Raw genomic sequence first — 13,120 nt, 5'->3', positions numbered from 1 at the left:
CATTATAGATTAGTAGGATAATCGGTTCCTCACTTAATACCCGTCATTGTAATACCTTCTACAATCTTCTTTTGTCCAATGAAAAAGACAATTAAACACGGAATAATAGAAACGATTGATAGAGCCATCATATATTGCCACTCAACATTGAATTGTGTTCGAAGAGATTGAATGCCAAGCTGCAATGTTGCTAATTCAGGATCAGTTAAAAAAATTAGCGGGCCAAGAAAATCGTTCCAAGTGTAGAAGAATGAAAAAATTGCAACTACAGCTAGTGCTGGTTTCAAGTTTGGCACTACAACACTCCAAAGAGTACGTAATACTCCAGCGCCATCCATTTTTGCAGCTTCCTCTAATTCACGAGGAATACCCATAATAAACTGGCGTAATAAAAAGATTGAAAAAGCATCTCCAAAGAAAGATGGTACCCATAATGGAAGTAACGTATTGTACCAACCAATTTCTTTGAATATGATAAATAATGGAACCATTGTTACAGCCCAAGGAATCATCATCGTAGATAGCAACAGCATAAATAGAATATTTTTACCAGGTGCATTAAATTTAGCAAAACCATAAGCAACAAGAGTACAAGAGATTAACTTACCGATAATACTCATAACCGTAATAATTAATGTGTTCCATGTGTATAGGAAAACCGGGTATTTTTCAAAAATATCCGCATAGTTGCTCCACATTATTTTTTCTGGCAAAAATTGAATATTTAAACTCATTACTTCATGAGGTGCCTTTAATGAAGTGGACAACATCCATGCCAAAGGGAACAACAACAATACCGAGAAGAAACATAGCATGATAAAACCTGTAATTTGTAAAGGGGTATAACGTTTACGTTTTATTTTTCTTTTTTGGCTAAGAAGTAAGGTCTTCTTCTCCAAATCTGGATTGGTCATTGCCATTATTGTTCACCCCCTTCATAATAAACCCACTTACGTGATGATTTAAAAATATAAAATGCACAAATAAATGTTAAGGTAAATAAAATCCACGCTAGGGCTGAAGCATAACCAAGCCGTCCGTAAGTGAAGGCATTTTGATACAAATATAAATTAAAAAACATGGTTGAATTTGCAGGACCGCCGCCTGTAATGATTAGTGCTTCTGTAAAAATTTGAAACGAAGTTATCGTTAGCATAATAACGTTAAATAAAATAGTCGGTGTCAATTGAGGGATTGTGATGGTAAAAAGCTGTTGAAGCTTAGAAGCACCATCAAGTTCTGCTGCTTCATATAAAACATCTGGGATCCCTTTTAGACCCGCTAAAAAAATAATCGCTGTTGAACCAACTGAATATAATGACACGATGATCATTGTAGGAAGTGCCCATTTAGTATCTGAGAACCACCCTGGCCCTGATATGCCAATCGAATCTAAGAAGCCATTCATTAATCCGAAGTTTGGATTAAATACCCAGATCCACATCATTGATACAGCTACACCGCTTATGACACTTGGTAGATAGTAGATCGTTCTGAACACACCAATTCCCGGTATCTTTTGATTCATCATCAACGCTAAGATTAGTGCGGCTGCAAGCGATAATGGAACTCTAAATAGAACGTATATGACAGTAACCTTTAATGATTGCCAAAAAAGGGGATCCAAAGTAAACATCTCTTTAAAGTTTCTAAATCCAACAAACTTGGCTGGAGAAACCATATCCCATTGAAATAAACTAAGAACAAGTGAAGCTATAATAGGACCAAGTGTAAATACCGCAAGTCCTATCAACCAGGGGGAAATGAGTAAATAAAATGTTAAGGTCCCTTTCCCTTTAGAACCAAGTCGAAACGGATAGTTCATGATTATACCTACCTTTCTAAAAAATGGTGACGAGAGGATGTCTCCCACCACCATTCAAAAAATTATTCCGCTTGTTGTTTGAGTTCTCGATCGATCTGTGTCGTAAGATCCGTTAATTTTTGTTTAATATCGGCTTTTGGATCAAGTAACATATCTTGGATCGCTGGAGCGAGCAATTTATCCCCTACAGAACCCCAATAGCTATTTTGGAAATAAGCGCTTTCAATCGCATGATCTAATTGTTGAACGAAGACACCTAAATATGGATCCTCAGTTTGTGCACTCGATTCAAGCAATTTATTTGTCACAGCTAAATTGGATTGTGCCCACATCTTACCAGCTTCTGTTTCAGGAGATGTTAATTCAAGTAAAAATTTCCATGCAACTTCTTTTTGCTTTGATTTTGATGAAATACCCATACCTGACGTATACATTAATGAAGTCTTTTTACCAGTTGACATAGTTGGAAGTGATACAACACCAAATTCGATATCAGGATTTTTTTGTAAATCCGCTTGTGCCCAGCTTCCGTTTACGTTCATCGCTACTTGACCAGTCGCAAACAAATCGATACCTTTTAGTGCAACCAATTCTGCTGGATTAGGAGCGACTTTGGATACATTATATAAATCTGAAATTTTTTGAAATGCTTCAACTGTTTCATCACTATTTAAATAACCATTAGATGTAGCTCCATCTTCTGATAGGTAGCTTCCCCCATTACTAACAATAAAGGGTTCTATCCAGTCTTTTCCAAGATTTAAATTTGCTCCATACTGTACGAATTTATCACCATCACGAATTGTTAATTTTTCTGCAAGTTCTACAAATTCTTCCCACGTCCAACCATCCTGAGGATATGGAAGATTCGCCTCATCGAACAATTTTTTATTATAGTAAACACCGATTGTAGCTGCACCTACTGACATTACCGGGTTTTTACCATCAACTTGCATTAACTCCTTAACATTAGGAATAATTTCTGAATCAAAATCGAATGAACCTTCTGCCAATGGTGTTAAGTCCTCAAGAATCCCTTTTTCCATATAACGTTGGAAGTTTTGTTCACCTACTTGAATGATGTCTGCTGGGTTTCCAGCTGCGAGCTCTGTTTGAAGCTTTGTCATATAGTTTTCATATGGAGCTGCTTCGATTTTAACCGTTACATTTGGATGCTCAGCTTCGAATGACTCTTTTGCTTTATTAAATAATTCAACTGCCGTTTCCTCTGTTTGCCATGTTGCAACCCTAATTTCAATTTGTTCATCACCTGAAGATTCGCTAGAAGCCGGTGAAGTTTCTTCATTTCCACTACACGCAGATGTGAAAACGCTTACCAAAAATAAAACAATGAATAAAGGACTTAGCTTTTTAACTGTCTTCATCTTCCTTTCCCCCATCCCTTTTTTAACTTCTTCTAAATTGTAACAGCAGGATAAATAATCCGAAATGTGGTGCTTTTAAGAATTAGTGTGGTTGTTTTCGGAACTTTTTTATGTAGCCAGAAAAAATCCACCATGAATAATCATGATGGTTTAACTGCGAATACCTAAGACCTTGTTTCGATATTCTGTTGGTGTCATTCCAACTTTTGTTTGAAAAACCTTGCTAAAATGTCGTTGATCCGAATAACCAACCATTATTGCTACATCGTATACACGCAGGGAATAGTCAGTTAAAAGCTCTTTAGCTCTCTCTATTTTACAGCGAATGACATACTGACTAAATGTTTCACCTGTAGTCTTTTTAAAATATTCACTAAAATAAGTAGGATTTAAATGAATGAGATCTGATGCATCAGATAACGAGATCGATTTATCTATATTTTCATCAATCCATTCCCTTACCCTTTCGATTAATTGGTTCGTCTTATTAGTCTGTACAGCTTGAAGCTCTGACAAACAATACTCCTGTAATTTTCTAATGACATTTAATGCATTCGTTTCGTTTATAATTGGCTTATACTCAAATCCAATGATATTGAATTTTAATAAATAGGAATTAACAACCCGTATGGTCAAATTAACAAAAGCACGAAGCGTAATAATATCTTCTAATTTCCGATACCATTGTTCAAATGTCTCGAGACTCTGTGTGTTTTTACTTTCAAGGGCATTTAATAGAAAAAATTCATATTGCTTTAACCTTGACATATCCTTTTGTTGAAGCTGGCTTTTAACACCATACTCTCTATCAAATCGATCAAATAATTGTCTTACATCTTGTTCTTTTATAGGTTTTAGTAAGTAATCAAATGCGTTATTTTTGAGTGCTTGTTGTACATATGCAAATTCGTCATGACCTGTTAAAAAAACGAACGGAATAGAAATCCCCTGGTTGATTAATTGTTTGGACATTGTAAGCCCGTCCATTTCAGGCATTCTGATATCAGAAAATATTAAATCAGGGTGTAAATTCTTTACCTTTTCTATCCCTTCATGACCGTCCCAGGCCTCACCACAGACATGCCACTCAGGTGCTACACGAGATATTAACTTATTAACTCCCTTTCGAATTAAAGGTTCATCGTCGACAATCAAATAACTCGGCATTTACTATACACCTACCTTATCATGTTCTTGTTCCATCTTAACTAATGGAATTTTAATATGAACTAATGTTCCACCTTTAGGATTATGTTTCAGAAATAAGCCATAAGATTCACCAAATACTATTTTTATTCGTTGATTTACATTACTTAAACCAATGCCTATTGGAGATTTAGAATTTTTTACTGTACTTGGTACTTGCAGCGCTTTATTAATAAGCATCAATCGTTCACTGGAAATCCCCTTTCCATTATCGGATATCAAAAAGTGAAGCTCATCGTTTACCTTCCTTCCTGCAATTCGAATTAAACCGCCTTTTCGTTTTCCATATAACCCATGCTGAAATGCATTTTCAACAAGTGGTTGAAACAATAATGGTATTGAATAATATTGTAGAATACTAGATTCAATATCATATTCGACTTGAATAGAATCACCAACCATAATTTGCTGTATATTTAAATACTGTTGGACATAATCTACTTCCATTTCTAATGGAACATACTTTTGATGTGTTTTAATGCTATATCTTAGAATTGAGCCTAAACTAGTTGTCATTTCAACAACTTCGTTATTATCATGAATATCCGCTAGTGATCGGATTGCTTCCAGAGTATTGTAGAGAAAATGTGGCCTTATTTGCATCTTTAGGTTATTTAGTTCAGCTTCTTTTTGTCTTATGTTATACTCATAAACTTCATGAATTAATTCCTTTATTTGAGCACTCATTCTATTAAAAGTATGTCCTAGGCTTCCAATTTCATCTTGGCTGTTTACTTCTAAAGCAACATCGTAATTCCCATTCTCGACCATTCTCATTTTTCGGCGTAATTCTCTAATTGGGCGTGTAAGACTTTCTGAAAACCATAAAGTTACGAGTGTTGTAACGACGCCAAATAAAATAAGCATGATGAGAACAATTTTTCTAATGACTACAAAGGAATTTGAGATTTCATCCGAAGAAATAATGACACTCACTTTCCAACCCGTTTTTTCAGAGATGAGATTCTCAAGAAATAACGTTTCATTGTTTATTTTTAAGATATTTGATTCTAGATTATCAGCTGCTTGTATTTCTTTTAAATACAATTTGTTTTGTGAAAAAATAATATTATCGTACTCATCCCTGAGGACCACATTTGAATCCTTTCCAAGTCCAACATCTTTTAATATATTGGCGATCCCTTGAAAATTTGCGTCTATTAATATAGTTCCAAGGTTTTTACCATTTTCTGATTTTACTAGTCGTGAAATGAGGAATAAATCGTGATGCAGGACGGTAAATCTTCCATCTTGATTAGAATTTAGAGTATATACGACATTTCCGTTCGCTTCTATTGTCCTTTTATACCAATCTGAATTTTTCCAATCATAATCCTGATTTAAATTGACATAAACTCTTGAGTTAAAATAGTACCTTCCATCTTCGCGAAATAAAGAGACATTAAGTAAATCTTCCCGCGGATTCAACATGATATTATTAAACATATTTTCAAAGAACTTATACTCTTTGTATTTCTCACTTTGAGAAAGATTTTGGTTCGTATTCCTCAAAATGTCCATCACTTCATTGTGGAAATAAGGAAATAGACTCAGACGCTCAAGTTCTTCAAGATACGTTTCCAAATGCCGATTTATTACTTCAACTGTTTGTTTTGCATGCCTATGTGAAGCACGCTCCATTTCATAAGAAAAAAAACTATGAGCAACAAATAAAATGATGATGTTTAGTACAATGATAAGCGGAAGATAGACTGCTAGAAGTTTTTTCTTGATACTAGTTAGAGCAAACCACTTCATATAAAGAACTCCTCGTTTTTTTATATTTTGCTTTGAAGTGAACATTACGGAAGCGTTATCAAAAAATAGTAAAATTTAATTTCACCATTTGGTCTTATTAAAGAGAAATAAGAAATTCCTTATCTACTAATTTACCATATAATCACGAGAAAACGTTTTTTTATTCTTTTTGTACATGGAGACAATTGAGTGTTTCTACCTTATCATCAAAAAAGAGAACCTTGTTTGGCAAAGTTCCCTTATTAATTCATTTAGTTATTAATAAAACCATAAAACTCATCAATATTAATTTCTAAAATACGGAAATAATCCTGTACCATAATAATATTTCTTTTGAGCTTCATATTACTATATATACTAACTTTCTCTTTCAGCTGCACTTGGGGGTTGTTCAAACCAGCCATTTTCAATCATAATTTTAGCTGCACTTTGAACGAAACTAGTATTTTTTAATAAGTCATTCGTATACATAAGCCCAATGTCATGCCTTCCATTTACAGCTGCTGCATTTCCAAAGGTTCTGATTTTTATTGTGAACATGTCCATCTTATGAAATAGCATGAGCTTATCAGAAAAAGGAGAAAAAGTGGATGATGTTACCAAATCGTTAAGAAATGATGGAGATGGTAAATTTTCATCTCGCAGCATTTCCATATTTTTTTCAATACTTCTTGTCGTAATGCCTTCTCCTCTTTGAAACAATTTCCGAATCTTTTCATCCTTTACTACTTGAGCAAATGCATGTATTAGAGCCTTACTCGTTGAATTGCTTTCAATGATATCGTACATATGAGTAATTTCTAATGCATGCATTGGTCGAATATGTCCAAAGAATCCATTTAAAAAATCTTGATGTACGAATTCTACCTTTTCAGGAGTTGGTATTATTGGTGGTTTCATGGAAAATCCTTTATTCATCAATATATCTTTGATTTGGTCCATTAAATCCATAGTAGAATCCATGCAGTATCTAAAAAACTCTTTTACATCCTTCCTATAGACAAGAGGTATCGCGACATTATAAATACTCATTGCAGCTTTTGAAGTGTATTTTAAATAATGAACATAAAATTGATCAAGGAATAAACGAGGAGCATTTAAATTTACGTCCTTTTCCGTAAACCCAAAAGGAATAGGGAAATTATCTTTCGTAAAAATATCCTTAATAGTTTTCATAAATTCTTCACTTAAATTTAACGCATTTTCTAATAAAGTTTTAATATCCTCATCCTCAACATGTTGAAGATAATACTTTAAAATGCAATATCCCATACTGTTTCCCATATAAGTAGCCCAAAGTTTACCCATTTCAGCTGATGTCAATTTTTCGCTCGTATCTGTTTGGACTGATCTTAATTTAATTGGTTTCATCGGATTCATATTAACATCCTTCATTCCTTTTTTGCCTAGTATGTTACCCAATTTTCCAATGTATACAGAATTATTTCAACAAACTGCCTTTTCGTAAAATAACTTTACCGAAAAATGTATTTAACCTTCTTGTATGCAGCTGTTGTGTTAATAGACATTCGTTTTTATGTAATTTTTAGATAGGTTAATTTAATTTTTAAATTTCAAAAAAGTTGTCTCTTTCTACTTTGCAAACACGCATAGCGAAGTTCTTGTACCACTCATTTTTACCTCGTTCTTGTGCAATTTTATGTGCTGCATGTTCCTTCCAATTTTTAATAGCGTCTAATGACTCCCAGTAAGAAACTGTAATTCCCAATTCATGATCACGAGCACTTTCTACACCAAGAAACCCACTCTGTTCAGAAGCTAACTCCACCATTTTTCCAGCCATTCTCCCGTAACCTGTATCACCTTCATTTCGCTGTGAAGCAAATATCACAGCATAATAAGGAGGTTGAGGAGTTTTTGCAATTCTGCTCATATTAGTCACCCCAAATATTAATCTAAGATATTATTATGTGAAATTTTTAGCTAATATATTCAAATTTACTGCGCTAAAAGGCATTTATTTATACTTTGTTATTTATACTTGAAAAACACCAGATTAAGGGTTAATGATTTCTAATCTTGTAAATAAATAATTTTGTCAATATTAATTAGAAATATAACTGGGAAAAATAAAAGTAACTAAAATTTCTATTTCTGCTGTTAAAGTTATTATTAGTCGAAATGGTTTTCTGAAAGGAAGAGTTATAATGACAGATCAATCAGATAAGAAAAAGGTTATTTTGCTGTTAGTTGATACGTTAATGAATACAACTTTACAGGAAGCGATCAAAAATGAAAAAGCTCCTGCTTTCCAATTTTTTATTGAGAATGGTTATAACATTCCAAATGTTGTAAGTCCTTTTCCAACAATGTCTGTTAACGTTGATAGTACATTATTAACCGGACTTTACAGTGATCAACACAAAATCCCAGGTTTGGTCTGGTTTAATAAGAAAGAAAATCGGATTATTAATTACGGAGGTCATGTTAGAGAACTTGTAAAATTAGGATTAAAACAGTCCATGGAAGATATTTTTTACAATTTGAATCATAGCCATCTAAGCAAAAAGCATAAGACGATTCATGAAATCCTTAAGGATCAGGATATTCAAACCGCATCCATCAATACTCTAATGTATAGGGGTCATGAATCTGTACAAATCACATTTCCTTTCCTTATGTCAGTCGTTACAGGAATGAGAAGAAAAATATTCGCATAGGCACCACATGTATTTTCCTATGGGGCAATGAAAAAACTGAATCCATCAAAAAGGTACTCCTTATTTTGGCAGAAATATGGGTTTAATGACAAATTTACAGCAAAAGAATTGAAATATCTAATTGAACAGGATATGCTTCCTGCTCTTACAATTGCTTACTTTCCTGATTTAGATCAACGTATACATAAAAATGGAAGAATGGATACGAAAGGAATTGAAAAAGTAGACAAGCAACTTCAAAGTATCCTTAACACTTATGGAACATGGGAGGAAGCATTAACTGATCATATATGGATTATTCTAGGTGATAATGGTCAAGCATGGATTGATAAAGATCGTAACCTTGCATTGATAGATCTTAGAAAATTGTTATCCATGTATAAAATTCCGAAATTAAAGAATAGAATTGGTTCTTCAGATCAAGTAATTCTAGGTGTGAATGAAAGGATGGCCTTTATTTATACTTTGGATTCTATGAATGTACCACTAGAAGAACTTGGGAAAATCATGCAAAAAGATGAGAGAATCGATGTTATCGCATGGAAAGAAGGAAATTCAATTACTGTCATCTCCGGTATGCATGATGGACAGCTCACTTTTCACCCCGAGGGAGATTTAATCGATGGATATGGACAATCTTGGTTTATAGAAGGTGATATTGAACTGTTAGATCTTTCAATAAATGAAAAAAACGTCAACTATGGAATCTATCCAGATGCTTTAGCAAGACTTTACACAACATTATTTTCCCATGAAGGGGATTATCTTGTAGTTAGCGCGAAACCTGGACATGAGTTTATTGGTGAAGGATCTCCAACTCATATAGGAGGAGCCAGCCACGGAGGATTACATGAACAAGACTCACTAGTTCCCATGATTGTAACCGGAACAAATACAAAACCCAAAAATGCACGTATTTTAGATATTAGAGATTGGCTATTATCTTTAATTTAGAAATGTTCTAGTATGTTATCCATAATAAAATCAAAATGATTTAGATTTTACCAAAAATATTTTGTGTAATAAGAACAATAATAATCAATAGAGATTTTGCATTAATAGGGACTTTCTAAACAAAGACATTAGTCCCTATCTCCATCATTTAAAAAAGAAAAATAAGGGTGTAAATCGTGGGAAAACAAGTATTGATACTCTCAGAAGCCATTGGAAACGGTCATACAAAAGCGGCAGAAGCATTGATGCAAGCTCTCACCTTGCCCCTTCTGTCAATGCAAGTATTTTCGAATTAGGTCAAACTCTTAATCCTCATATCACTAAGGTTATCGTTAATTCATATCTAAAAATGATTGTACATTCACCTTCCATATGGAGAATGATTTATCTTTACCAACAAAATATCCCCTTTTCAAATTGGAAAAAATACGTCATTCACCAGCTGATTCACAAACAAATTGAAGTTCTTCTTGAAAATGAAAGTCCCCAACTTATTGTATGTACCCACCCATTTACAAGTTCAACTGCATCTCGATTAAAGAAGATGGGTTATCAGTTTAATCTTTGTACAATGGTAACAGATTTTCATGTTCATGGAGCATGGGCTCATACTGAAGTAGATACCTATTTGGTTTCAAACAAAGATGTGTATAACCAATTAATAAACATGGGCATTTCAAAAAATCGAATTGCAATTACCGGTATGCCTATAAGATCCAATTTTTGGGTTCGAAAAAATAAACTGGAGATGCGAAAGAAATTAAACTTAAAAAATATACCCACTCTAATGATTATGGGAGGCGGACTTGGATTAGGTGGCATTCAGAAGCTTGGCCGTGCTTTATTAAAATGGAAAGGAAAAATTCAAATTATCATATGTACTGGTAACAATGAATTGCTAAGAAATTCCTTTTTAAGGGATGAAAGATTTCATCATCCCAATATTCATATATTAGGATTTGTTGATTGTATTGATGAATGGATGGAAGCAACGGATTTACTTATCACAAAACCGGGTGGTTTAACCTGTTATGAAGCATTAGCAAAGGGTCTGCCTTTATTTATCTATCAACCAATTCCAGGTCACGAAGAAAAAAACTGTGATTATTTAGTAAATAATCGTTTGGCAATAAAAATTGATGACATTGAAAACATCAATTTTGCCGTCGAAAAAATACTCTTTTCTTCGAAGGAAAAGGAGTATTTGCAAAAAAGAATAAGGGAATTTCAAAAGGAAATAGATCCATTAGCAAGTGCAAGCTATATCGTGGAACACCTACTTTAATATTTAGAAAAATAACTGATTGTAATACAAATTTTACGATTAATTATGATATATTGTTGCTAATAATGGTAAATGATCAGAAGCATTTGTGTGTTTACTAATAACTTCTGCTTTCTCAACATTTAGTTCAGAGCTAAGAAAAATATAATCCAATCTTGCCCTTGGGAGTCTTGATGGATAAGTATTACCTAGTCCCTTTCCTGCCATATGCCAAGTATCTTGTACCTTATCAGTTATTTTCCTCCATTGTCTTGATTTAGGCTTCATATTCCAATCTCCCATAATAATAGTTGGATGTGGATAATGATGAAGCTGATTTAAAATATAATCAATTTGCTTCATTTGGAGATACGGATTAAGGCTTAAATGGGTGACCATAATTTGAAATAACTGTTCGTGTATTTGAATTGTAGCGTTAAGTAAGGATCTTCCCTCAATAAGGCCTGGTACATAATTAAAAGAATGACTCTTATTTAATATAATTGGATATCTTGACAGCAGAGCATTTCCATATTGCCGTAGCGTTGTTGAATTTTTAGATCTCAAAGAGAGAGACGGACTGAAAGCATGCTCTAAATTTAGTTGTTCTGCAAGCGATGCAACCTGATTTTTATAGAGGCTACGTTTAGAAAAATGTTTATCAACCTCATTTAAACCAATTATATCTGCATCACTATCTTCAATTACTTTAGCTATTCTTTGCAGATCCAATTTTTTATCCATCCCCACGCCATGATGTATGTTAAACGTCATTACTTTGAATTTCAAATGTCTGTCTCCTCTGTAATTATGATAAATTATTTAAAATCATTTTCTAAAATACACAAATTAAGTAAATTTATACAAGAGATCTTCGTGGTTGAGAGTGTTATTATACGTTCTACATTTTTATTTGTTAGAGTTAGTAGCTTTTCTTGATCCATGATAAAAAAGCAAAAATTCCTTATTGTTAGAATAAGGAATTTTTGCTTTTTTATTTTTAAAATTACATTTTGTGCATGTTTTTTCCATTTTCTTTAAGATTATTACCACTACTCGCCTTTCGATATCCATCATACACATTAAAGGCAGCCGACACGACATAGATTAGAAGTACGCCACCAATGAGTGATGTTTTAAATTGATTAGCACTCACTGTAAATAAATCCCCCATATAGATAATGTAATCTTGAGTAAATAGATTTGGATTTATTAAAATGACAACAAAGACTACAGTTCCAATAAGTTCAACAATAGCATTGTATAGGGCCATTCTTTTTGTCCACTGTCCCTTAATCAGTTTGTATAGGGATAATAGGATTTCGAGACCGATCAAGAAAACAACGAATGGCCAATATTGTAGCAATACATCTTGATTCATTGCCGGATTCACAAATTCAAGCCTATCTCCAGCTTTTTCATAGATACCTAGTAGTTGATTCGCATAAAAATAAAGTGTTGACCAAATCGCAATCCACATAAAACTTCCAAAGACTTCAAACTTCGAGATCGCTTTTTTCTTGGGAACATAAGTGATATTTTTCAAATCATCAGGTGTCCATTTTTGAAGGCTTGTAGTCAATGGTTGTTCGTCTTTTCCTTTATCTGTTCTTTCTAAAATCGCAAATGTCAGTGTAAGCCAAAAGAATACTTGAATACCCACCTCAATCAATCTCCATATGCCTTCACCAATTAAATGCAATGCACCATTAAGAATTGCCTCGTCTCCTGTATATCCGAAGAAATATTCAGCTATCATCGAAATTAACGAAATCACAGCGGCAATTGGTAAAATCATTTTTAGTAGCGTCATATATACATCAAAATAACGTGGACCAATAAGATGCATCGGCTGATCCCTATACCCTTTAGCTAAAGTGACCGGGCTCCCTAATTTTTTTAGAACATCCTTTACATCATCCTCATTGTAATCATCAGGCAGCATATCCTCAATAGTTGACCGTAATTCAAGTGCTATATCCTCACGATTTTTTTCAGGCAGCCTTCTCGTCACTTCTTGAATATAAATCTCAATTAAACTCATCGT

Annotated in this window: 10 protein-coding genes and 1 pseudogene; 2 read left to right on the top strand and 9 right to left on the bottom strand. The window is 33.6% G+C overall.

Annotated features, from left to right (window positions below):
• Positions 1-29 precede the first annotated feature (29 nt).
• The 7 genes from AC4GZ8_RS21320 to AC4GZ8_RS21290 all read right to left on the bottom strand — a co-directional run bounded on the left by AC4GZ8_RS21320 (position 30) and on the right by AC4GZ8_RS21290 (position 8,068).
• Complete coding sequence (locus AC4GZ8_RS21320; RefSeq protein WP_491083922.1) at positions 30-920, bottom strand: carbohydrate ABC transporter permease; 891 nt, start codon at positions 918-920, stop codon at positions 30-32.
• Complete coding sequence (locus AC4GZ8_RS21315; RefSeq protein WP_491083921.1) at positions 920-1,825, bottom strand: carbohydrate ABC transporter permease; 906 nt, start codon at positions 1,823-1,825, stop codon at positions 920-922. Before AC4GZ8_RS21315 ends, AC4GZ8_RS21320 begins: the two co-directional genes overlap by 1 nt.
• A 62-nt stretch (positions 1,826-1,887) precedes the next feature.
• Positions 1,888-3,210 (bottom strand): ABC transporter substrate-binding protein, encoded by a 1,323-nt coding sequence (locus AC4GZ8_RS21310; RefSeq protein WP_491083920.1) that lies wholly within the window; start codon positions 3,208-3,210, stop codon positions 1,888-1,890.
• A gap of 150 nt (positions 3,211-3,360) precedes the next feature.
• Entirely contained in the window at positions 3,361-4,377 is a 1,017-nt protein-coding gene (locus AC4GZ8_RS21305) for a response regulator transcription factor (RefSeq protein WP_491083919.1), read from the bottom strand.
• Between the two features lie 3 nt (positions 4,378-4,380).
• Positions 4,381-6,174 carry a cache domain-containing sensor histidine kinase gene (locus AC4GZ8_RS21300; RefSeq protein WP_491083918.1) on the bottom strand — a complete coding sequence of 598 codons (1,794 nt, stop codon included), beginning with the start codon at positions 6,172-6,174 and terminating at the stop codon, positions 4,381-4,383.
• Between the two features lie 357 nt (positions 6,175-6,531).
• Positions 6,532-7,554: a DUF3231 family protein gene (locus tag AC4GZ8_RS21295; RefSeq protein ID WP_491083917.1), complete on the bottom strand. Its 1,023-nt coding sequence runs from the start codon at positions 7,552-7,554 to the stop codon at positions 6,532-6,534.
• A 187-nt stretch (positions 7,555-7,741) separates the two neighbouring features.
• Positions 7,742-8,068 (bottom strand): antibiotic biosynthesis monooxygenase family protein, encoded by a 327-nt coding sequence (locus AC4GZ8_RS21290; protein ID WP_491083916.1) that lies wholly within the window; start codon positions 8,066-8,068, stop codon positions 7,742-7,744.
• Positions 8,069-8,342: 274 nt separating this feature from the next.
• Between AC4GZ8_RS21290 and AC4GZ8_RS21285 the strand changes: the two are divergent.
• Positions 8,343-9,809: pseudogene (locus AC4GZ8_RS21285) on the top strand (alkaline phosphatase family protein).
• Between the two features lie 349 nt (positions 9,810-10,158).
• A complete protein-coding gene (locus AC4GZ8_RS21280) occupies positions 10,159-11,094 on the top strand; it encodes an MGDG synthase family glycosyltransferase (protein WP_491083915.1) in 936 nt (311 codons plus the stop codon).
• A gap of 39 nt (positions 11,095-11,133) precedes the next feature.
• Here AC4GZ8_RS21280 and AC4GZ8_RS21275 read toward each other — a convergent pair whose 3' ends face one another.
• Positions 11,134-11,862: an endonuclease/exonuclease/phosphatase family protein gene (locus AC4GZ8_RS21275; protein ID WP_491083914.1), complete on the bottom strand. Its 729-nt coding sequence runs from the start codon at positions 11,860-11,862 to the stop codon at positions 11,134-11,136.
• A gap of 217 nt (positions 11,863-12,079) precedes the next feature.
• Positions 12,080-13,117, bottom strand: coding sequence for an HAAS signaling domain-containing protein (locus tag AC4GZ8_RS21270; protein WP_491083991.1), 1,038 nt, complete (start codon positions 13,115-13,117; stop codon positions 12,080-12,082).
• Positions 13,118-13,120: the final 3 nt, after the last annotated feature.

Source organism: Metabacillus sp. RB-C-LZQ-3-1 (genome assembly GCF_058315175.1).
This window is presented reverse-complemented; position numbering and strand designations above follow the sequence as displayed.

Bases quoted from the DNA above. Each gene is read 5' to 3' on its own strand.
- AC4GZ8_RS21320 (WP_491083922.1), bottom strand. From the start codon at position 920: ATGGCAATGACCAATCCAGATTTGGAGAAGAAGACCTTACTTCTTAGC.
- AC4GZ8_RS21315 (WP_491083921.1), bottom strand. From the start codon at position 1,825: ATGAACTATCCGTTTCGACTTGGTTCTAAAGGGAAAGGGACCTTAACA.
- AC4GZ8_RS21310 (WP_491083920.1), bottom strand. From the start codon at position 3,210: ATGAAGACAGTTAAAAAGCTAAGTCCTTTATTCATTGTTTTATTTTTG.
- AC4GZ8_RS21305 (WP_491083919.1), bottom strand. From the start codon at position 4,377: ATGCCGAGTTATTTGATTGTCGACGATGAACCTTTAATTCGAAAGGGA.
- AC4GZ8_RS21300 (WP_491083918.1), bottom strand. From the start codon at position 6,174: ATGAAGTGGTTTGCTCTAACTAGTATCAAGAAAAAACTTCTAGCAGTC.
- AC4GZ8_RS21295 (WP_491083917.1), bottom strand. From the start codon at position 7,554: ATGAATCCGATGAAACCAATTAAATTAAGATCAGTCCAAACAGATACG.
- AC4GZ8_RS21290 (WP_491083916.1), bottom strand. From the start codon at position 8,068: ATGAGCAGAATTGCAAAAACTCCTCAACCTCCTTATTATGCTGTGATA.
- AC4GZ8_RS21280 (WP_491083915.1), top strand. From the start codon at position 10,159: ATGATTGTACATTCACCTTCCATATGGAGAATGATTTATCTTTACCAA.
- AC4GZ8_RS21270 (WP_491083991.1), bottom strand. From the start codon at position 13,117: ATGAGTTTAATTGAGATTTATATTCAAGAAGTGACGAGAAGGCTGCCT.